General features: G+C 73.8%; 18 protein-coding genes. 12 read left to right on the top strand and 6 right to left on the bottom strand.

What is annotated here, in order from left to right:
- Positions 1–17: 17 nt before the first annotated feature.
- From rpsO to AR3_RS06940, 5 genes are all read left to right on the top strand, one after another.
- Complete coding sequence (rpsO, locus tag AR3_RS06960; RefSeq protein ID WP_067910222.1) at positions 18–287, top strand: 30S ribosomal protein S15; 270 nt, start codon at positions 18–20, stop codon at positions 285–287.
- Positions 288–612: 325 nt separating this feature from the next.
- Positions 613–2,955, top strand: a complete 2,343-nt coding sequence (locus AR3_RS06955; RefSeq protein ID WP_067910276.1) for a polyribonucleotide nucleotidyltransferase — start codon at positions 613–615, stop codon at positions 2,953–2,955.
- A gap of 134 nt (positions 2,956–3,089) precedes the next feature.
- Entirely contained in the window at positions 3,090–4,415 is a 1,326-nt protein-coding gene (locus AR3_RS06950) for a M16 family metallopeptidase (protein WP_067910219.1), read from the top strand.
- A gap of 118 nt (positions 4,416–4,533) precedes the next feature.
- Positions 4,534–5,274: a 4-hydroxy-tetrahydrodipicolinate reductase gene (gene dapB, locus AR3_RS06945; RefSeq protein ID WP_083951017.1), complete on the top strand. Its 741-nt coding sequence runs from the start codon at positions 4,534–4,536 to the stop codon at positions 5,272–5,274.
- A complete protein-coding gene (locus AR3_RS06940; RefSeq protein ID WP_227023170.1) occupies positions 5,271–5,867 on the top strand; it encodes a transglutaminase domain-containing protein in 597 nt (198 codons plus the stop codon). Before dapB ends, AR3_RS06940 begins: the two co-directional genes overlap by 4 nt.
- Positions 5,868–5,960: 93 nt before the next feature.
- Here AR3_RS06940 and modA read toward each other — a convergent pair whose 3' ends face one another.
- A complete protein-coding gene (gene modA, locus AR3_RS06935) occupies positions 5,961–6,743 on the bottom strand; it encodes a molybdate ABC transporter substrate-binding protein (protein ID WP_067910216.1) in 783 nt (260 codons plus the stop codon).
- Positions 6,744–6,910: 167 nt separating this feature from the next.
- Between modA and AR3_RS06930 the strand changes: the two genes are divergently transcribed.
- The gene (locus tag AR3_RS06930; RefSeq protein WP_067910213.1) at positions 6,911–7,606 is read left to right on the top strand and encodes a uracil-DNA glycosylase; all 696 of its coding nucleotides are present in this window, start codon (positions 6,911–6,913) and stop codon (positions 7,604–7,606) included.
- Here the strand turns inward: AR3_RS06930 and AR3_RS06925 are convergent.
- Genes AR3_RS06925 through AR3_RS06910 form a run of 4 tightly spaced genes read right to left on the bottom strand, consistent with a single transcriptional unit; the run spans position 7,603 to position 11,505 of the window.
- Complete coding sequence (locus AR3_RS06925; protein ID WP_067910210.1) at positions 7,603–8,469, bottom strand: 1,4-dihydroxy-2-naphthoate polyprenyltransferase; 867 nt, start codon at positions 8,467–8,469, stop codon at positions 7,603–7,605. The two genes, AR3_RS06930 and AR3_RS06925, sit on opposite strands and share 4 nt — an antisense overlap.
- Before the next feature lie 54 nt (positions 8,470–8,523).
- A complete protein-coding gene (locus AR3_RS06920) occupies positions 8,524–10,227 on the bottom strand; it encodes an MFS transporter (protein WP_067910207.1) in 1,704 nt (567 codons plus the stop codon).
- Positions 10,228–10,282: 55 nt separating this feature from the next.
- Complete coding sequence (locus tag AR3_RS06915) at positions 10,283–10,882, bottom strand: GNAT family N-acetyltransferase (protein ID WP_067910203.1); 600 nt, start codon at positions 10,880–10,882, stop codon at positions 10,283–10,285.
- Between the two features lie 38 nt (positions 10,883–10,920).
- Entirely contained in the window at positions 10,921–11,505 is a 585-nt protein-coding gene (locus AR3_RS06910) for a CGNR zinc finger domain-containing protein (protein WP_227023171.1), read from the bottom strand.
- Positions 11,506–11,627: 122 nt separating this feature from the next.
- Between AR3_RS06910 and AR3_RS06905 the strand changes: the two genes are divergently transcribed.
- Positions 11,628–11,999 (top strand): VOC family protein, encoded by a 372-nt coding sequence (locus tag AR3_RS06905; protein WP_067910201.1) that lies wholly within the window; start codon positions 11,628–11,630, stop codon positions 11,997–11,999.
- Here the strand turns inward: AR3_RS06905 and AR3_RS06900 are convergent.
- Positions 11,996–13,387 carry an aminotransferase-like domain-containing protein gene (locus AR3_RS06900; protein WP_067910197.1) on the bottom strand — a complete coding sequence of 464 codons (1,392 nt, stop codon included), beginning with the start codon at positions 13,385–13,387 and terminating at the stop codon, positions 11,996–11,998. The two genes, AR3_RS06905 and AR3_RS06900, sit on opposite strands and share 4 nt — an antisense overlap.
- A 16-nt stretch (positions 13,388–13,403) precedes the next feature.
- Here AR3_RS06900 and AR3_RS06895 point away from each other — a divergent pair, with 16 nt between their 5' ends.
- The 5 genes from AR3_RS06895 to AR3_RS06875 all read left to right on the top strand — a co-directional run bounded on the left by AR3_RS06895 (position 13,404) and on the right by AR3_RS06875 (position 20,850).
- Positions 13,404–14,378: a DMT family transporter gene (locus AR3_RS06895; protein WP_067910195.1), complete on the top strand. Its 975-nt coding sequence runs from the start codon at positions 13,404–13,406 to the stop codon at positions 14,376–14,378.
- 501 nt (positions 14,379–14,879) lie between these two features.
- Positions 14,880–15,089, top strand: a complete 210-nt coding sequence (locus AR3_RS06890; protein WP_067910192.1) for a hypothetical protein — start codon at positions 14,880–14,882, stop codon at positions 15,087–15,089.
- 330 nt (positions 15,090–15,419) lie between these two features.
- On the top strand, positions 15,420–16,355 hold the full coding sequence (dapA, locus tag AR3_RS06885; protein WP_067910188.1) for a 4-hydroxy-tetrahydrodipicolinate synthase: 936 nt from the start codon (positions 15,420–15,422) through the stop codon (positions 16,353–16,355).
- Positions 16,352–18,037 (top strand): ribonuclease J, encoded by a 1,686-nt coding sequence (locus AR3_RS06880; protein WP_067910185.1) that lies wholly within the window; start codon positions 16,352–16,354, stop codon positions 18,035–18,037. Before dapA ends, AR3_RS06880 begins: the two co-directional genes overlap by 4 nt.
- Before the next feature lie 125 nt (positions 18,038–18,162).
- Entirely contained in the window at positions 18,163–20,850 is a 2,688-nt protein-coding gene (locus tag AR3_RS06875; RefSeq protein WP_067910182.1) for a DNA translocase FtsK, read from the top strand.
- The last annotated feature ends 156 nt before the right edge of the window (positions 20,851–21,006 follow it).

Raw genomic sequence — 21,006 nt, 5'->3', positions numbered from 1 at the left:
CTCATCGAAGGAGCCACGTGCCGCTCGACAGCGCTACCAAGCAGAAGATCATCGCCGAGTTCGCGACCAGTGAGGGTGACACCGGTTCGCCGGAGGTCCAGGTCGCGCTGCTGACCAGGCGGATCAACGACCTCACCGAGCACCTGAAGGAGCACAAGCACGACCACCACAGCCGCCGCGGGCTGCTGCTGCTGGTCGGTCAGCGTCGCCGGCTCCTGAAGTACCTGCAGAACAAGGACATCAACCGCTACCGGCGGCTGATCGAGCGTCTCGGTCTGCGCCGCTAGGACGGCGGAGGGAGCGGCTCGCTCGGGGCCGCTCCCTCCGGCTTTTTCCCCGGCGGGGGTGAAACCGCCTCCGACGGGATAACTGAACACAGAAGAGAGCCTCGCGGACACTCCCTGGTGCGGGCCGGTCCTCGGTAGTGGCTCCCGGATCATGCCCTTCGCCGGAGGCGGGCGAAGGCGCACCACCAGATCATCGCGTGGGCTCCGATCCGGGCGCTTCGATCGAAGACCGGCACAGCGCGACATCCACGGGAACCGGGCTGCGAGGACGCACGAGAGCAAGGAGATTCCCGTGACCGAGATTTCCGTGAGCCAGAGCGCGCGCATGGAGGGGGCGCTCAGCTCCCAGGCCGTCATCGACAACGGCCCGCTCGGCACCCGCGTGGTCCGGTTCGAGACCGGTCGACTGGCCCGGCAGGCCACCGGTTCCGCCGTCGCCTACCTCGACGACGAGACGATGGTGCTGTCGGCCACCACCGTGTCCAAGAAGCCCAAGGAGGGCCTGGACTTCTTCCCGCTGACGGTGGACGTGGAGGAGCGGATGTACGCGGCCGGGCGCATCCCCGGCTCGTTCTTCCGCCGCGAGGGCCGCCCGTCCGAGGACGCCATCCTCACCTGCCGCCTGATCGACCGGCCGCTGCGCCCGTCGTTCGTCAAGGGGCTGCGCAACGAGATCCAGGTGGTGGCCACCGTCCTGGCGCTGCACCCCGAGCACCTGTACGACGTGGTGGCGATCAACGCGGCGTCGCTGTCCACCCAGCTGGCCGGGCTGCCGTTCTCCGGCCCGATCGGCGGCGTGCGGGTCGCGCTGATCGACGGCCGCTGGGTCGGCTTCCCCACGCACTCCGAGCTGGAGCGGGCCACGTTCGACATGGTGGTCGCCGGGCGGATGCTGGAGGACGGCGACGTCGCGATCATGATGGTGGAGGCCGAGTCCACCCGCGACACCCTGGCGCTGGTCGCCGAGGGCGCCGCCGCCCCGACCGAGGAGGCGGTGGCCGAGGGCCTGGAGGCCGCCAAGCCGTTCATCGCCGCCCTGTGCCGGGCGCAGTCGGAGCTGGCCGCCAAGGCCGCCAAGCCGGCCGTCGAGTACCCGCTGTTCCCCGACTACCAGGACGACGTGCTGGAGGCGGTCAACGCCACCGTGGCCGCCGAGCTGGCCGAGGCGCTGACCATCGCCGACAAGCAGACCCGCGAGAACCGTCTCGACGAGATCAAGGCGGCCGCGCTGGAGAAGCTGGCCCCCGACTTCGAGGGCCGGGAGCGGGAGATCCCCGCCGCGTTCCGCGCCGTCACCAAGCGGCTGGTCCGCGAGCGGATCATCCGCGACGGGGTGCGCATCGACGGCCGCGGCGTCAAGGACATCCGCCGGCTGTCGGCCGAGGCGCACGTGATCCCGCGGGTGCACGGCTCGGCGCTGTTCGAGCGCGGCGAGACCCAGATCCTGGGCGTGACGACGCTGAACATGCTCCGGATGGAGCAGACGATCGACACGCTCAACCCCGAGCGCACCAAGCGCTACATGCACCACTACAACTTCCCGCCGTACTCCACCGGCGAGGTCGGCCGGGTCGGCTCGCCCAAGCGCCGCGAGATCGGGCACGGCGCGCTGGCCGAGCGCGCCCTGATCCCGGTGCTGCCCAGCCGCGAGGAGTTCCCGTACGCGATCCGGCAGGTGTCGGAGGCGATCGGCTCCAACGGCTCCACCTCGATGGGCTCGGTGTGCGCGTCCACCATGTCGCTGCTGGACGCGGGCGTGCCGCTGAAGGCGATGGTGGCCGGCATCGCGATGGGCCTGATCCACGAGGACGGCGAGTACGTCACGCTGACCGACATCCTCGGCGCCGAGGACGCCTTCGGCGACATGGACTTCAAGGTCGCCGGCACCCGCGACCTGATCACGGCGCTGCAGCTGGACACCAAGCTGGACGGCATCCCCGCCCAGGTGCTGGCCGCCGCGCTGCGCCAGGCCCGCAGCGCCCGCCTGGCGATCCTGGACGTGATGGCCGAGGCGATCGAGGAGCCCGCGGAGATCAGCCCGAACGCGCCGCGCATCATCACCATCAAGGTCCCGGTCGACAAGATCGGCGAGGTGATCGGCCCCAAGGGCAAGATGATCAACTCGATCCAGGACGACACCGGCGCCGACATCACCATCGAGGACGACGGCACCATCTACGTCGGCGCGGTCGACGGCCCGTCCGCCGAGGCCGCCCGGCAGGCGATCAACGCGATCGCCAACCCGCACATGCCCGAGGTGGGCGAGCGGTACCTGGGCACGGTCGTCAAGATCACCGCGTTCGGCGCGTTCGTGTCGCTGCTGCCCGGCAAGGACGGCCTGCTGCACGTCTCGCAGATCCGCAAGCTGCACGGCGGCGCCCGGATCGAGAACGTCGAGGACGTCATCAAGGTCGGCGAGAAGATCCAGGTCGAGGTCACCGAGATCGACCAGCGCGGCAAGCTGTCGCTGGTGCCGGTCGAGGTGATCGAGCGCGAGGCGGCCGAGCGGGAGCAGGCCGCCGCCGAGGCGGCCGCCGAGCAGCCGGCCGAGGGCAAGAGCGCCGAGCAGGGCGACAACGGCGGCGCGTCCCAGTCCGAGGGCGGCCGGCGCCGTCCGCGCCGCCGCCGCACCCGCCGCGGCGGCAGCGGCGGCGACCGCAACACCTGACCTCCCCAGGCGAGCCCGCTGCGGACCTGATGACCGACCGGCCCACCCCATACGCTGGGGAGGGCCGGTCGGCCCCTTTTCGACCGGCGCGAGGCGCCGGACACCGTGCGACCCCGAGTGAATGCGAGCGACACGTGACCCTGGCGGCGAGAGCGCAGGAGCCCGGAACCACCCACGTCATCCACCCCGGCACCGACGGCTCCGGTCCGGTCAAACGGACCGTGCTGCCGGGGGGTCTGCGCGTGGTCACCGAGTCGATGCCGACGGTGCGTTCGGCGGCGTTCGGCATCTGGGCGGCCGTCGGCTCCCGGGACGAGGCCCCGGCGGACGCGGGCGCCAGCCACTATCTGGAGCACGTGCTGTTCAAGGGCACCCGCCGGCGGTCGGCGCTGGAGATCTCCGCCGCGATCGACGCGGTCGGCGGCGACCTGAACGCCTTCACCACCAAGGAGTACACCTGCTACTACGCGCGGGTCCTGGACGCGGACCTGCCGCTGGCCGCCGACGTGGTGTGCGACATGGTGGCGTCCTCGCTCAACCGGCCCGAGGACGTGGAGGCCGAGCGCGGCGTGATCCTCGAAGAGATCCACATGCGCGACGACGACCCCGGCGACCTGATCCACGACGAGTTCGCGCTCGCGCTGTACGGGGACCGGCCGCTGGGCCGCCCCATCCTGGGCACGGTCGAGTCGATCAACGCGCTGACCCGGGACCGCATCCACGCCTACTACCGCGAGCGCTACGTCCCGCCGAACCTGGTCGTCGCGGCGGCGGGCCGGGTCGACCACGACGAGGTCGTCCGGCTCGTCCAGGAGGGGTACGGCGACCGCCTCACCGGCGACGCGCCGCCCAGCCCGCCCCGGATCGGCGGCGAGCCCGCCCCGGTGTCGCCGACCGTGCGCGTGCTGGACAAGGACACCGAGCAGGCCCACATGGTGCTCGGCGGCGTCGGCGTCTCCCGCACCGACGAGCGCCGGTTCGCGCTCGGGGTGCTGAACGCGGCGCTCGGCGGCGGCATGTCCTCGCGGCTGTTCCAGGAGGTCCGGGAGAAGCGCGGCCTGGCGTACTCGGTCTACAGCTACACCTCCCAGTACGCCGACAGCGGCGTCTTCGGCGTGTACGCCGGATGCCAGCCCGGCAAGATCGACGAGGTGCTGTCCATCTGCCGGGACGAGGTCGCGGCCGTGGCCGAGCGCGGCCTGACCGACGAGGAGCTGGCCCGCGGCAAGGGGCAGCTGCGCGGCGGCATGGTGCTGGGCCTGGAGGACACCGGATCGCGGATGAGCCGCATCGCCAAGAGCGAGCTGGTGTACGAGTCGCTGCTGCCCGTCGACGAGGTGCTGGCCCGCATCGACGCCGTCACCCTCGACGACGTGCGGGCCGTCGCCCGCGACGTGCTGTCCGGCCCGCAGGCGCTCACCGTCATCGGCCCCTTCGGCGACCGCGGCTTCACCCTCTGACCGCGGCCCGCCGCGTCGGGCCGCGACGGGCGGCGCGGGTCGCCGCGCGCGGGCCGCGGGAACGCCGCGGACGGCGGCCTGAGATAGGCTCGGTGACCGGTTCGAACAGGAGGGAAATGTGATCAAAGTCGGGGTGCTGGGCGCACGCGGGCGCATGGGCGCCGAGGTGTGCCGGGCCGTCGAGAAGGCGGACGACATGGAGCTGGTGGCCGCCGTCGACCAGGGCGACGCGCGCGACCCGCTCGCCGCCGCGGACGTCGCGGTCGACTTCACCCATCCCGACGCGGTCATGGACAACGTGCGCTGGTGCGTCGAGCACGGCCTGCACGTGGTGGTGGGCACCACGGGCTTCGACGCGGCCCGGCTGGACACCGTGCGGTCGTGGCTGACCGCGCACGGCAAGGGAAACGTGCTCATCGCCCCCAACTTCGGCATCGGCGCCGTGCTGATGATGCACTTCGCGCAGAAGGCCGCCCCGTTCTTCGAGTCCGTCGAGATCGTCGAGCTGCACCACCCGAACAAGGCGGACGCGCCGAGCGGCACCGCGCACCGCACCGCCGAGCTGGTCGCCGCGGCGCGCGGCGAGGCGGGCACGGGCCCGTCGCCGGACGCCACCACGTCCGCGCTGCCGGGCGCCCGGGGCGCCGACGTCGACGGGGTGCGGGTGCACGCCGTCCGGCTGTCCGGCCTGATCGCCCACCAGGAGGTGCTGCTGGGCGGGCACGGCGAGGTGCTCACCGTCCGGCACGACGCGATGAACCGCGAGTCGTTCATGCCGGGCGTCCTGCTGGGGGTCCGTTCGGTCGCGAACCTTCCGGACCGTCTCACCGTCGGCATCGAGTCTCTGCTGGGGCTGTGACGCGACAACATCTGATCTTCGCGGGCGAGCCGTGGGACTACCTCGCCGAGGACGAGGCGATCGACCACGAGCATCCGGCGGTGCAGCTGGTCGCCTCGGAGCTGCGCACCGGTGACGACGTCGCCTACGCGCGCGCCGCGTTCGAGTTCGTCCGCGACCGGGTGAGCCACTCCCTCGACGCGCGCGACCGTCGCGTCACCTGGCGCGCCTCCGACGTGCTGGAGCAGCGGACGGGCCTGTGCTTCGCCAAGGCGCACGCCCTCGCGGCGCTGCTGCGGGCCGGGGGCGTCCAGGCGGGCCTGTGCTACCAGCGCCTTCGCGACGGCGACGGGTTCGTCCTGCACGGGCTGGCCGCGGCGCTGATCGACGACCGCTGGGTCCGGCTCGACCCGCGCGGCAACAAGCCCGGCGTCGACGTGCGGTTCTCCGCCGCCGAGGACTGCCTGGCCTACCGGCCCGACCCGTCCCGGGGCGAGGTCGACTACCTCACCGTCTACCCGGCGCCGCACCCCGCCGTCCTGGAGGCGCTGAAGAGCCACGACGACTGTGTCGCCATGTGCGAGAACGGGGGCCTGCCCTCCGGGCTGGACTGACGCGCTCCGCGGCTCCCGTACGGCCGCCCGCGGGCCGGGACCGCGGCCTCCATCGGTCCGCCGATGGGCGGGCCCGCGGGCGCCCGGCCGCCGCTAAGTCTGGGAGGACGGCGGAAGGGCGAAGCCGTGCTTGTGGAAGAGGGCGCGGGCGGTCGGCGACGTGAGCCAGGCGACGAAGGCGCTCGCCTCCTCGACGTGGTCGCCGTCCTTGACGGCGGCGGCCGGGTACGCGGCGGTGGCGTTCTGGGCCGCCGGGATCGGCACGCTGCTGGTGGCGATGCCGGCGGAGCGCAGGTCGGTGATGTAGACGAGCCCGGCGTCGGCCTCGCCGGTGCGGACGCGGTCGAGGACGGCGCGCGCGTTGATCTCCTCGGACGTCCACCGCACCCGCAGGCCGGCGCGGTCGAGGACCTGCCGCGCGTAGCGTCCGACCGGCGTGGACTCCGCGCCGATCGCGACGCGCAGCCCCGGCCGGGTCAGGCTGGACAGGCCGCGCAGGCGCCGGGGGTTGCCGGGGGCGACCGCGATGGTCAGCGAGTTGCGGGCGACGATGCGGCGGCGCCCGGTGAGGTAGGCGTCCACCTCGTTCATCGCCGCCTCGTCCGCGGTGATCAGCACGTCGCCGGTGTCGCGGTCCCGCAGCCGGGCCGCCATCTCCTGGGAGCCGCCGAAGACGGTCTCCAGCCGCACGTCCGGGCGGGTCTGGGTGTAGGCGGTGGCGAGCTCCCCGAGCACCTCGGTGAGCGACGAGGCGGCCAGCACGGTGAGCGTCCTGGGGCCGGACGGGCGGCCGCAGCCCCCCGCGACGCCCACCAGGCACAGCAGGACGAGGACGGCGCATGCGGCGCGCCGCCGCCGGCGGGGGGTATCGGGCATATGCCTTCATCTTAGGGATGGCTCCGGTTCGCGCCGGTGATTCGCCGCCGGTGTGTCAGAGCCCGCGGCTAGTGTGCGTGCCGACGGACGTGCTCGAGGCGTGCCGAGATTCCGCACGCGGCCGGACGCGTGCGCAGACGGACCTTTCCCTTCGGACGGAGGCGTGGATGTCGCTCGACCTGATGGAGATGCTGCCCGACGACTGGCGGCGTCGGCTGGCCCCGCTGCTGGACGACGACGCGATGCGCGAGCTGGGCGCCTTCGTCGCGGAGGAGTACGAGACCCGCACCGTGTATCCGCCGCGCGAGGACCTGTTCAACGCGTTCCGGCGCTGCCCGTTCGACCGGGCGCGGGTGCTGATCCTCGGCCAGGACCCCTACCACGGGGCCGGGCAGGCGCACGGGCTGAGCTTCAGCGTCCGCGAGGGCGTGCGGCTGCCGCCGTCGCTGCGCAACATCTTCAAGGAGCTGGCCGCCGACCTGGGCGTTCCCGTTCCCGCGTCCGGCGACCTGACGCCGTGGGCCGAGCAGGGGGTGCTGCTGCTCAACGCGGTCCTGACGGTGCGGGAGGGGCAGGCGGGCTCGCACGCGGGCAAGGGCTGGGAGGAGTTCACCGACGCCGCCATCCGCGCGCTGAACGACAAGACCGACCGGGTGGTGTTCGTGCTCTGGGGCGGGTACGCGCGCAAGAAGGCCCCGTTGGTCACGGGCGCCCACCACGTCGTGCTGGAGGCGGGGCACCCCAGCCCGCTGAGCGCCAAGAAGTTCTTCGGCAGCAGGCCGTTCAGCGCCGTCAACAAGGCCCTCGCCGACGCGGGACAGCCGGAGATCCGCTGGGAGCTGGTCGCGCGCGACCCGGCCTAGAGCGCCAGGCCGACGCCGAGGAGGGCGCCGAACGCCAGCTGCAGGCGGCCGGTCTGGCCCAGCACGGGGATGAGGGCCCGGCCGGTCGCGCCGCCCATCACGGCCTGCGCGGGCGGCACCGACAGCGGCGCGGCCAGCAGGGCGAGCAGGGCCCACGGGCGGGGGGCGGCGACGGCGAGCACGATCGTGAACGGCAGGGCGGTGCACGCCGCGTACAGCAGGCGGGTGCGGCGGTCGCCGAGGACGACGGCGAGGGTCCGCTTGCCGGACGCGGCGTCGGTGGGGATGTCGCGCAGGTTGTTGACGACCAGCAGCCCGCAGGCGAGCAGCCCGACGGGCACCGCCGCCGCCCACGCCTCCCACGGCAGGGTCTCGGTCTGCACGTACACGGTGCCGACGACGGCGACCAGCCCGAAGAACACGAACACCGACAGCTCGCCGAGCGCCCGGTACCCGTAGGGGTTCGAGCCGCCGGTGTAGAACCAGGCCGCCAGGATCGCGGCGGCGCCGACCAGCAGGAGCCACCAGGTGGTCGCCGCGGCCAGCGCCAGGCCGGCCACGGCGGCGGCGAGGAAGCAGCCCAGGGCGGCGGCCAGCACCTGGCGGGGCGAGGCGGCCCTGGAGCCGACGAGCCGCAGCGGCCCCACGCGCTCCTCGTCGGTGCCGCGGACGCCGTCGCTGTAGTCGTTGGCGTAGTTGACGCCGATCTGCAGGGACAGCGCGACGAACGCGGCGAGCAGGGCCCGCCACCACACGAACCCGTCCTGGCCGATCGCGACCCCTGTGCCGACGGCGACGGGGACGATGGAGGCGGGCAGGGTGCGGGGCCGGGATCCGGCGACCCATTGGGAGAGCGTGGCCACGGTGACCTCTGTTCGGGGACTCTTCTCGGGGACGCGGTGCGACGAGCGCGGGGTTTACCGCCTAGATTCTGGCCGATGCGGGCCGCCGCTTGCGCCCGGACCCCCGCCGCCCGGCCCCAGGCGCAGCGTCATCACCAGGCCCAGGGCGAGGACGGCGCCCGTCGCCAGCACGGCCCGTTGCGTCGCCGCGGCCAGGCTCTCGTCGGCGGCCTTCGCGACCGCGCCCATGCCCGGCGCGCCGTGCAGCTCGCGCGCGTACGTCCCGGCGCTGTGCCGCAGCTCGTGCACGATCGCCGCCTGCCGCGCCGCGGGCAGCGGGCCGTCCTGGAGCCGGTCGGCCATGGCGCCGCCGAGGGCGGTGGTGAACACGGCGCCGACGAACGCGATGCCCAGCGCGGCGCCGACCTGCCGGGACGTGGACTGGGTGCCGGCCGCCTGGCCCGCCAGCGGCGCCGGCACGTCCGCCAGCGACACGTTGGTGAGCTGCGCGGCGGTCAGGCCGAGCCCGAGCCCGTACAGCAGCATCCACGGCGCCAGGCCGAGGCCGCCGGTCGTCGGGCCGAGGACGGCCGCCAGCGCGGCGACGGCGGCGACCTCCAGGGCCAGGCCGAGCTGGACGACCCGGTGCGGGCCCCGCCGCCGCGCGAGCCGTCCGGCGGCGCCGCCCGCCAGGAAGGCGCCCGCCGCCAGCGGAAGGATCGCCAGGCTGATCTGCAGGGGCGCGCTGCCGTGCACGCCCAGCAGGAACAGCGGCAGCACGAACAGCAGGCCGAGCTCGCCCACGTTGACCAGCGCCAGGGCCAGGTTGCCGCGGCGGAATCCGGCGATCCGGAACAGGGCGAGGTCGAGCACCACCGGGCGGCCCGCGGCGGCCCGCGCGCGTTCCACCAGCACCAGGCCGGTGAGCAGCACCGCGGCCAGGCCCAGCATGATCGGGACGGGGGACAGCCCGGTCGCGGGCCACTCGATCGGGCCGGCGGAGAACGCGCGGGTCGCCGTCCACCAGCCGTAGTTCTGGCCTTCGATCAGCCCGCACACCAGCGCGCCGAGCCCCAGCACCGACAGCGCGCCGCCCGCCCAGTCGATGTCGCGCAGCGCGGCCGGCCGCCGGTCCGCGCCGCGCGCTCCGTCCGCGGCGTCCGGACGCGGCGCCCGGGTCTCCGGCATGAACAGCAGCGCCCCGGCGACCAGCGCGGCGCCGAACAGCAGGTTCACCCCGAACGCCCACCGCCAGTCCGCGGCGGACGCCACGGCGCCGCCCAGCAGCGGGCCGAGCGCGGCCATGCCGCTGATGAGCGAACCGTAGACGCCGAACGCCACGGCCCGGTGCCGTCCGGTGAACGCGGCGTGCACTGTCGACAAGGCGGCGGGCAGGATCATCGCGGCGCCCACGCCCTGCAGTCCGCGCGCGCCGATGAGCGCCGAGCCGTTCTGCGCCAGCGCGGCGGCGGCGCTCGCCGCCGTGAACACGCCCACGCCCGTGACGAACAGGCGCCGCCGGCCGTACAGGTCGCCCGCCCGGCCGAAGGGGATGAGCAGCGCCGCGAACACCAGCGCGTACACCGACGTCACCCACTCGGCGTCGGTGCCGGTGAGGCCGAGCCCCGCGATGATCTGCGGCAGCAGGACGCTGACGATCGTGGCGTCCACGACGATCAGCGCGACGCCCAGGCTGATCACGACCATGCCGAGCCAGCGGCGGCGGCCGGCCGTACGGGCCGACGGGGGCGCGGTCGGCGAGGTCAGAGGCATGGACATGGGCACGGCTTCCAACATAAGGGCGGGTCCGCGCGGGCCCGCACCGCCCCCGTGTTTACGGCTCCGCCCGCCCCCGCGGTTCGCGGATGTCGGTGTGCAGGCGGATCTGGCGGACGGGTTCGCCCATGTCGAGGGTGCGGGACGACCCGTCCGGCGCCCATCCGGCCGAGCCGAGGAACGTCCGCATCGCCTCGTCCGCCTCGAACACCCAGGTGATCAACGTTTCGGCGCCGTCCTCGCGCAGCAGGTCGACGGTGGCGGCGAGCAGGCGGCTGCCGTGCCCGGCTCCGGTGTGCGCGGGGTCGACCAGCAGCGTCAGCAGCTCGGCGGTGCCGGGGGCGGCGTCGGCGTCCTCGGCGGGGGCGTGCGCGGCGAACCCGACGACCAGGTCGAACGCCCCCGGCGGGCCGGGCGGCGGCCCTCCGGCGGACGAACCGGCGACCGCGACCAGCACCCGGTGCCGCGGGCTCGGCGGAGCGCTGATCGACTCCGCCCACCGCTCCCGCCACACGTCGCGGGCCGCCGGGCTGGTCACCTCGTCCAGCACCGCGCCGGGCAGCAGGTCGCGGTAGAACGCCCGCCAAGCGCGGACCTGGATGTCGGCGACGGCGGCCGCGTCCGTGCGGCGGGCGGGCCGGACGCCCACGTCGGCCATGAGGCTCCCGTCCTCTCGTCGAGCGTGACGCGGTCACGCTACCGGTCGCGCCGGGCGGGCGCGGCCGCGGCGGCGCGGCGGCGCGCCCGGTACGCGCGCGTCTTGGTGCGGTTGCCGCACACGCGCATCGAGCACCATGCGCGCGAGCGGTTCTTGGAGGTGTCCAGGAACGCCCACAGGCACGTGTCGTCCTGGCAGACCTTCAGCCGGGGCCAGGTGCCGTCGGCCGCCGACGCCGCGACCGCCGCCGCGACGCCCGCCAGCCCGGCCGCGACCCCGGAGCCGAGCGGCACGAGCACGGGCCGTCCCTCCGCCAGCGAGATCCGCAGCGGCAGCCGCGCCAGCGCCTCCTCCAGTTCCGGGGGCGACTGGGGGCGGGCGGCGGGGGAGTGGTGGGCGAGCATGGCGGCGCGCAGGCCCTCCCGCAGGACGGCGGCGGTCGCGACGTCCTGCTCGGTGGCATGGAGGCGGCCGCCTCCCGGGGGCAGCCCCTGGGCTTCGAGCCAGCGGGCCAGATCGTCGGGCGCGGCGATGTGGTCGACGCCCCGCTCGACGTCGAGCGTGTTGACGAAGTCCCGCAACAGCAGGGCGGGGCCGGATTCCGCGAGTCGCATCTCGGCCATCACCCTCTCCGTCTCCTCCCGCGACCCTACCAGCCGCGACACCGGTGTCCCGAGTTGATCGGTTGCGCCGTTGCGCGACACCGGCATACGGTGATGACCGGTGTCGACGAAGGAGGCGGACGGTGACCCCGACGGTGACCAACCTGGTGATCGACTGCGCCGATCCCGGCGCGCTGGCGGCGTTCTGGGGAGAGCTCTTGGACCTGAAGGTCGCCTCCCGCGAGGACGACTGGATCGACCTCGAAGGGCTCGGGTCGGGCGGTCCGGTGCTGTCTTTCCAGCGGGTCCCCGAGGGCAAGGCGGTCAAGAACCGCCTGCATCTGGACCTGGGGGTGCCGGACATCCGCGCCGCGGGCGAGCGCGCCCGGCGGCTGGGCGCGCGCCCGGCGGGCGAGCCGCTGGGCGACCCGGCGCGCCCGTTCCAGGTCTGGCACGACCCGGAGGGCAACGAGTTCTGCTTCGTCACCCACGAGGACGGGCCGCAGGACGGCTAGGAGGCGGCGCCGAGGACCGCGTCCAAGGCGGCGGCGAGGCGGCGGACGCCTTCGGCCAGCTCGGTCTCGGACGCGGCAGAGGCGTAGCTGAGCCGCAGGGACGGGCCGGACGGCTCGGCGGGGAAGAACGGCCGTCCGGCGCTGACGAGCACCCCGCCGCGCAGGGCAGCGTCGGCCAGCCCGACGTCGTTCACGCCGTCCGGCAGCCGCGCCCACAGGTGCATGCCGCCGGACGGCCGGGTGACCCGCAGGTCGGGCAGGTCGCGGGCGAGCGCGGCCAGCAGCGCGTCCCGCCGGGACTTCAGCGCGGCGCGGACGGCGCGCAGGTGGCGGGGCCAGCCCGGGGAGCTGACCAGTTCGAGCAGCGTCTCCTGGAGCGGGCGGGCCGGGAAGAAGTGCTCCACCACCTGGGTGGCGCGGATCCGCTCGGCGACCGGGCCGCGGGCGATGACGGCGCTGACCCGCAGGCTCGGCGCGGTCGCCTTGGTGAGCGAGGCGATGTGCACGACGCGGCCGTCGGCGTCCTGGGCGACCAGCGGCGGCGGCCCCGGTTCGATGCCCAGGTGCCGGGCGAAGTCGTCCTCGACCACGAACGCGCCCGCCGCCCGCGCCACCGCCAGCACCTGGGCGCGGCGCTCGGCGGCCAGCACCGCGCCGGTCGGGTTGTGGAAGGTCGGCTGGCAGTACAGCGCCCGGGCGCCGGTCATCGCGAACGCCTCGGCGAGCAGGTCGGGGCGCAGCCCGTCGGCGTCCACCGGGACCGGCACCGGGTGCAGCCCGCTCGCCCGCGCGACCGCGGTGGCGCCCACGTAGGTCGGCGACTCGACCAGCAGCGGCGCGCCCGGCGGCAGCAGCGCCCGCAGCACCGTCGCGATCGACTGCTGCCCGCCCGCGGTGATCAGCACGTCGCCGGGGGCGACGTCCCCGCCGACGGCGCGGGCGAACCAGGCGCGCAGCTGCGGCAGCCCGCCCAGCGGCGGCGCCTCCCAGGCGTCCGGGCGGCGCGCCGCGCGCGCCGCCGCCGCGGCGATCGCGCGCACCGGCTGCAGCGTCGGGTGCAGGTACCCGCCGCTGAGCGGCACCACGCCCTCCGGCGGGGCCTGCAGCAGCCACGCCACCCCGCCCGCCTCGATGGCGCGGTCCCCGAGCGCGACCGCCTGCCAGCCGTAATCGGCGGGCTCGGGCGCCTTGGCGGGGCGTTCGGCGACGTAGGTTCCGCTGCCCGGACGGGTGACCACGACGCCCTCGGCGGCCAGCAGCGCCAGCGCGCGCGCCACCGTGACCGGGCTGACCTTGTGGCGTTCGACCAGGGCGCGGCTGGACGGCAGCCGGTCGCCGGGACGCAGCCGGCGCGCCTCGGCGCGCAGCGCGTCGGCCAGAGCGGCCACACTGCTATCCTTATGCATGAGAGATGACGATAGCGCTACTGCACCCGCGCCGATAGCGTTGCACGGCCTCGGGCTGGCCGGGCTCGGCGTGCTGAGCTACTCGTTCACCTTCCCCGCCACCGCGTTCGCGCTGGAAGGGCTCCACCCGTACCTCATCGGCGTCGGACGCTCCGCCGTGGCGGCCGTCCTCGCCGCGCTCGTCCTGCTGGCGGTGCGCGCCCGTCCGCCCCGCCGCGGCCAGGTGCCCGCTCTGGCGGCGGTCGGCGGCGGAGTGATCTTCGGTTTCCCGGTGCTCAGCACCCTGGCCCTGGACCACGGCGCCTCGTCCGCGCACGCCGCCGTCGTGGTCGGCCTGCTGCCCGCCGCCACCGCCGTGGTCGCGGTGCTGCGCGCGGGGGAGCGACCCTCCCTGGCGTTCTGGCTGGCCTGCGGCGCCGGCGCCCTCTGCGTGACCGGCTTCGCGCTCGTCCGCGGCGCGGGCCGCTTCACCCCCGCCGACCTGCTGCTGTTCGGCGCGCTGGTCGCCGGCGCCGTCGGCTACGCCGAGGGCGGGCGGCTGGCCCGCGACATGGCGGGATGGCGGGTGATCTCCTGGGCCACGGTGCTCAGCGCCCCGATCAGCGTCCCGGTCACCGCGTACCTCCTCGTCACCACGCACCTCCAGTGGACGGTCCGCACCGCCAGCGGCTTCGGGTACGTGGCCCTGTTCTCCGCCTACCTGGGGTTCTTCGCCTGGTACGAGGGCCTGGCCCGGGCCGGCATCGCCCGCGCCAGCCAGGTGCAGCTCGCCCAGCCCGTCCTGACCGTCCTGTGGTCGGGCCTCCTCCTCGGCGAGCTGATCGACGCGTCGACCCTGCTGACCGCGGTCGCCGTCCTGGTCTGCGTGGCCCTCACCCAGCGCGCCCGCGTCGGCCCCGGACGCCCGTCAGGCCGCACCGTCGCCCCGCGCGATGACCTGCGCAACGAGAGGCCGAGCGTCACCTCACGGTGACCGCACCCGGCCTGAAGGGCTGGGGATGCAGCCCGTGTCGAATCGTCCGGCACGTTCGGAGGCGACGCCCACCGGGGTCGGGAGGCGGGGCGACGCCGCGCAGGCGCCGTCCAAGGGGGCGATCCGATCGAGACGGACCCTTTGACCGAGCCGGGGGCCGGTCGAAGGGCGTTCGCCGCATTCGGTGCGCTTTGGAGCACTTCGGCGGCCGCGCTACCGTGTGGGGCGGCGTTCCGACATACCGGCTGATCAGGGGCGGGGTCGAGGACCCGACCGGCGCGCCGCGGGGTCGGGGTCTGCGCCGAGAGGACGACCGGGAGCGGGCCGTCGTCGGGCGAGTCGGCCGCCGGCCGTCGAAGATCTTGGCGGCTGGGACGGCGCGCTTCATGTTCCAGAACGTACGTCTTCACCAGTTCACGACGGTCGCCGCCGAGCGGCGGCGTCGGGCCGGATCGGCACCGAGCGCACGGCGGAGCGAAGGGAATCGGGGGAGCAGGGCCGATGGGTGTTCAGCGGGCCGGAGGGCGGGACGGCGACCGCCTCAGCGAGTTGTCGGCCGAGTTCGCCGAGTGGCGGATCGGCAGGGGCGGGTCCGGGCACTGGTGGGCGGTCCGGGGCAACCGGCTCGTCCGGACCCCGGACGTGGAGGAGCTGCGCGCCCGGCTGCGGGAGCTCGGCGCCGCGATCGACCATGAGAACGGACAAATTTGACGAAGCTCGCAACGGTCGCGCCAGATGAGTCATCCGTGTTATCCGATCGAGTCCGGATAGTGGCCTGACTGGACCCGTATCACGTAAATCGCGTGCAAACATGTGCTTCAGAGAAGCCGTCGCCACGCGTACCCCCGAGCGTGTGGCGACGGCTTCGTCCACGTTCTGAGGCCGTCGTTCTGAGGCCGTCGTTCTGAGGCCGTCGGCGGCGCGGCCGCGCGCCCGCGGGCGCCGCGCGGCGCCGTGTCCGAAAGTCCCCGGTCGATCCCGCTTGCCAGCGAAGGGACCTGCGGGTCCACGGGGGTCCGCCGTAGCGGTACCGTTCGTTGCATGGCACCCAGCACAACGAGTGACGCACCGTTCGGGCGGCTGCTGACCGCGATGGTCACCCCCTTCCTGCCCGACGGCCGCGTCGACTACGACGGAGCCGCCCGGCTGGCGGCCCATCTGGTCGACGAGCAGCGCTGCGACGGTCTGGTCGTCAACGGCACGACCGGCGAATCGCCCACCACCGGCGATGCCGAGAAACAGCAACTGGTACGCACCGTGGTGGAGGCGGTCGGCGACCGCGCCGTGGTCGTCGCCGGTGCCGGGACCAACGACACCGCGCACAGCGTCGAGCTGGCCCGCCAGGCCGAGGAGGCCGGGGCCCACGGACTGCTGGTGGTCACGCCGTACTACAACAAGCCGCCGCAGGAGGGCCTGCTGCGGCACTTCACCGAGGTGGCCGACGCCACCGACCTGCCGGTGATGCTGTACGACATCCCGGGCCGCACCGGGGTGCCGATCCACACCGACACCCTGCTGCGCCTCGCCGAGCACCCGCGCATCCTGGCGGTCAAGGACGCCAAGGGCGACCTGTTCGCCGGGTCGCAGGTGATGGCCCGCACCTCGTTGGTGTTCTACTCCGGCGACGACGCCCTCAACCTGCCCTGGCTCGCGGTGGGCGCCGTCGGGTTCGTCAGCGTGATCGGCCACGTGGCGGGCGCCGATCTGCATGAGATGATCGAGGCCTACCGGGCCGGGGACCGGGAGCGGGCGCTGGCGATCCACCGCCGGCTGCTGCCCGTCGTCACCGCGATCATGACCCGTACGCAGGGCGCCATCGCCGTCAAGGCCGCGCTCAACCTGCTGGGCCTGCCCGGCGGCACCGTCCGCGCGCCGCTGGTGGACGCCTCGCCCGAGTTCGCGGCGCGCCTGCGGGAAGACCTGATGATTGGGGGAGTCAAAGTGCCGGAAGCCAGCGTTCCGGAGGTCGATGCGTGAGCCATCCGCACCCGGATCTGGCGCCGCCCCCGCCGTTGGCGGAGGGCGGGCTGCGTGTCGTCGCGCTCGGCGGGCTGGGCGAGATCGGCCGCAACATGACCGTCTTCGAGCACGACGGCCGGCTGCTGGTGGTCGACTGCGGCGTGCTGTTCCCGGAGACCGAGCAGCCGGGCGTCGACCTGATCCTGCCGGACTTCGAGTACATCCGCGGGCGGCTGGACGCGATCGACGCGCTCATCCTGACGCACGGCCATGAGGACCACATCGGCGCGGTCCCCTACCTGCTGCGCGAGCGGCCCGACATCCCCGTCGTCGGGTCGCGGCTGACGCTGGCGCTGCTGCAGGCCAAGCTCGCCGAGCACCGGATCAAGACCGTGCCGGTCGAGGTGGCGGAGGGCGACCGCCGCTCGTTCGGCCCCTTCGACTGCGAGTTCCTCGCCGTCAACCACTCCATCCCGGACGCGCTCGCCGTCGCGGTGCGCACCGCCGCCGGGCTGGTGCTGCACACCGGCGACTTCAAGATGGACCAGCTGCCGCTGGACGGGCGGCTGACCGACCTGCCGGGGTTCGCCCGGCTGGGCGCCGAGGGCATCGACCTGCTGATGTCGGACTCCACCAACGCCGAGGTCCCGGGGTTCGTCACCAGCGAGCGCAACATCGGCCCGGTGATCGACGACGTGTTCCGCACCGCGCAGGAGCGGATCATCGTGGCGTGCTTCGCCTCGCACGTGCACCGGGTGCAGCAGGTGCTGGACGCCGCGGTCGCCAACGGCCGCAAGGTGTGCTTCATCGGCCGGTCCATGGTGCGCAACATGGGCGTGGCGCGCGAGCTCGGGTACCTCACCGTGCCCGACGAGATCATGGTGGAGCAGAAGGAGATCGACAACGTGCCGCCCGACCGGCTGGTGCTGGTGTGCACCGGCTCGCAGGGCGAGCCGATGTCGGCGCTGTCGCGGATGGCCAACCGCGACCACCAGATCCGCGTCACCGAGCGCGACACGGTGGTGCTCGCGTCCTCGCTGATCCCCGGCAACGAGGAGTCGGTCAACCGGGTCATCAACGGGCTGACCCGGTGGGGCGCCCGCGTGGTGCACAAGGGCAACGCGCTGGTGCACGTGTCCGGCCACTCCTCGGCGGGCGAGCTGCTGTACGTGCTCAACGTCACCAAGCCCAGCAACTTCATGCCGATCCACGGCGAGTGGCGGCACCTGCGGGCGCACGCCAAGCTGGCGTCGCTGACCGGCGTGCCGGACGAGAACATCGTCATCGCCGAGGACGGCGTGGTGGTGGACCTGGTGGACGGCAAGGCCCGGATCGTCGGCGCGGTGCCCGCCGGCTACGTGTACGTGGACGGGCTGTCGGTGGGCGAGGTCACCGAGACGTCGCTGAAGGACCGGCGGATCCTCGGCGAGGAGGGGTTCGTCTCCATCGTGGTGGCGGTCGACTCCACCTCGGGCAAGCTGCTGGCCGGGCCGGAGATCCACGCGCGCGGCGCGGGCATCGTCGACGAGGACTTCGACGAGGTGCTCGACCGCATCGAGGCGGTGCTGCGGGACGCGGCCGCCGACGGCGTCAACGACTCCCACCAGCTCAGCCAGCTCATCCGCCGCACGGTCGGCAAATGGGTCAACGAGACCTACCGGCGCCGCCCGATGATCGTCCCGGTGGTCGTCGAGGTCTGACCGGGCCTCGCCCGACCGGGCGTCTGCCCGGCGCTGCCCCTGCGCGTGACCGCTGGGCCTGACGATGCAACACGCCGCCCGCGGAATCTGCGGAACGCGTGTGGTCCTTGGTTAGTCTCATCATCATGGCCACACGTGCGTCCGGGGGAGCGAGGGGGGCTGCTGGGCGTGGTCGAGCGGCCTCGGGGTCGTCGCGCACCCGGTCGGCCGCGGCGCGCAGACCCTCCGGTTCACCGGCTCCGCGCAAGCGCCCGGGCGGCGGCGCCAAGGGCGGCGGCGGCCGCGGGCCGGCGAGGCGCCCCCCGCAGAGGCCCGATCCGATCCCGCAGCTGTTCATCGGTCTTTTCAAACTGCTGTTCAAGCTTTACCACCTGCTGGCGGTCGCGGTCGGGTCGGTGTTCCGCGCGTACGGGCGCGGGGCCAGGGAGCTGGACGCCGAGCACCAGCGCGACGGGCTGGGACTGGCGCTGCTGGGCGGCGCCATCGTGCTCGCCTCGGTCACGTGGTGGCGGCCCGACGGCGTGGTGACCCGGGCCCTGGAGCAGGTGGTGCGCGGCGGGCTCGGCGTGGTGTGCATGGGCCTGCCGGTGCTTCTGGCGGTGCTGGCGTGGCGCGTGCTGCGCCACCCCGAGCACAACGACGAGAACCCGCGCATCGTCATCGGCATGACGGCGCTGGGCGTCGGGCTGCTCGGCATCCTGCACATCGCCGCGGGCGCCCCGTCCCCGGCCGACGACATGGCGGGCGTGCGGGAGGCGGGCGGCGTCGTCGGGTGGCTGGCCGCCGCGCCGCTGCGGGCCGCGCTCAGCGGCTGGGTGGCGGTGCCGCTGCTGCTCCTGCTGTCGGCGTTCGGCCTGCTGGTGGTCACGGCCACGCCGATCAACCGGGTGCCCGAGCGGCTGCGCGACCTGTGGGCGGTGGCGACGCTGCAGGGGCGTCCGGCGCGTCCCCGCCGGCGTCCCCCGGCCGAGGACGACCCCGGCGCGGACGACGAGGAGCGGCCGAAGGCGTCCAAGCCCGGGCGCCGCCGCCGCAAGCCGTCCCCGGGCGACGACGAGCTCGAGGTCGGCGAGCACTCCAAGCCCTACGACACCCCGGTCCTCGAGGACGCGCCGCGCAAGACCGCGTCGCCGCGCGACCTGGCCGACGACCTGTTCGCCCCGGACCCCTTCGCCCCGTCGGCGTCCGCGCCCTCGTCCGCGCCCTCGCCCGCGGCCGTCCCCGCCCCCCGGCCGGACCCCGAGACGGTGGTCGCCGAGCCGGCGCCCGAGCCCGCGACGGTCGAGGTGCCGGATCCGACGCCGGCGCCGCGCCGCGCCGAGCAGCTGCCGCTGTCGTCGTCCGGGGAGATCTACGAGCTGCCCGACCCGTCGCTGCTGCGGCCCGGCACCGCGGCCAAGCCGCGCACCAAGGCCAACGACATGGTGGTGCAGGCGCTCACCGAGGTGCTGGAGCAGTTCGACATCGACGCGCAGGTCACCGGGTTCACCCGCGGGCCGACGATCACGCGGTACGAGATCGAGCTGGGCCCGGCGGTGAAGGTGGAGAAGGTCACCGCGCTGACCAAGAACATCGCCTACGCGGTCAAGAGCGCGGACGTGCGGATCATCTCCCCGATCCCCGGCAAGTCCGCGATCGGCGTCGAGATCCCCAACGTCGACAAGGACATCGTCAGCCTGGGCGACGTGCTGCGCTCGCCCGCCGCCGTCAACGAGCACCACCCGATGATCGTGGGGCTGGGCAAGGACGTCGAGGGCCGCACGGTGGTGGCGAACCTGGCGAAGATGCCCCACATCCTCATCGCGGGCGCCACCGGCGCCGGAAAGTCGACCTGCATCAACGGGCTGATCACGTCGATTCTGATGCGGGCGACGCCGGACGAGGTGCGGATGATCCTGGTCGACCCCAAGCGGGTCGAGCTGACCATGTACCAGGGGATCCCGCACCTGATCACCCCGATCATCACCAACCCCAAGAAGGCCGCCGAGGCGCTGGAGTGGGTGGTCGGGGAGATGGACCGCCGCTACGACGACCTGGCCGCGTCCGGGTTCCGGCACATCGACGACTTCAACAAGGCGGTGCGGGCCGGACGGCTCACCGCGCCGCCCGGCAGCGAGCGCGTCTACCAGCCCTACCCGTACCTGCTGGTGATCGTGGACGAGCTGGCCGACCTGATGATGGTGGCGCCGCGCGACGTCGAGGACTCCATCGTCCGCATCACCCAGCTGGCCCGCGCCGCCGGGATCCACCTGGTGCTGGCCACCCAGCGGCCCAGCGTGGACGTGGTGACCGGCCTGATCAAGGCGAACGTGCCGTCGCGGCTGGCGTTCGCCACCTCCTCGCTGTCCGACAGCCGGGTCATCCTCGACCAGCCGGGCGCGGAGAAGCTGGTCGGCCAGGGCGACGCGCTGTTCCTGCCGATGGGCGCCAGCAAGCCCATGCGGATCCAGAACGCCTTCGTCTCCGAAAAGGAGATCCACGCGGTCGTCGACCACTGCAAGAAGCAGATGGAGCCGTCCTACCGCGAGGACGTCACCGAGGCGGCGGGCCCGAAAAAGCAGATCGACGAGGACATCGGCGACGACATGGACCTGCTGCTGCAGGCCGTCGAACTGGTCGTCAGCACGCAGTTCGGGTCGACGTCGATGCTGCAGCGCAAGCTGCGCGTCGGATTCGCCAAGGCGGGACGGCTCATGGACCTGATGGAAAGCCGCGGCATCGTCGGTCCCAGCGAAGGGTCAAAGGCCCGCGACGTTCTCACCAAACCGGACGAACTGCCCGAAGTGCTGGCGAAACTGCGCGGTGAATCCTGACCGCCGCGGATCCCGGACGACACCCGCCGGCGGCCGCGGGAGCGCGCAGACGATCGCCCCGCCCCGGGCGGTCGCGGCCGTTTATGATCACCATCCGTGTCCGCGATGATCCGCCGTGCGATCACCGCCGCGCACGGGCATGATCTTCGATGGGCG

The organism is Actinomadura rubrobrunea NBRC 15275 (genome assembly GCF_001552235.1).
Taxonomy (GTDB): domain Bacteria; phylum Actinomycetota; class Actinomycetes; order Streptosporangiales; family Streptosporangiaceae; genus Spirillospora; species Spirillospora viridilutea.
This window is presented reverse-complemented; position numbering and strand designations above follow the sequence as displayed.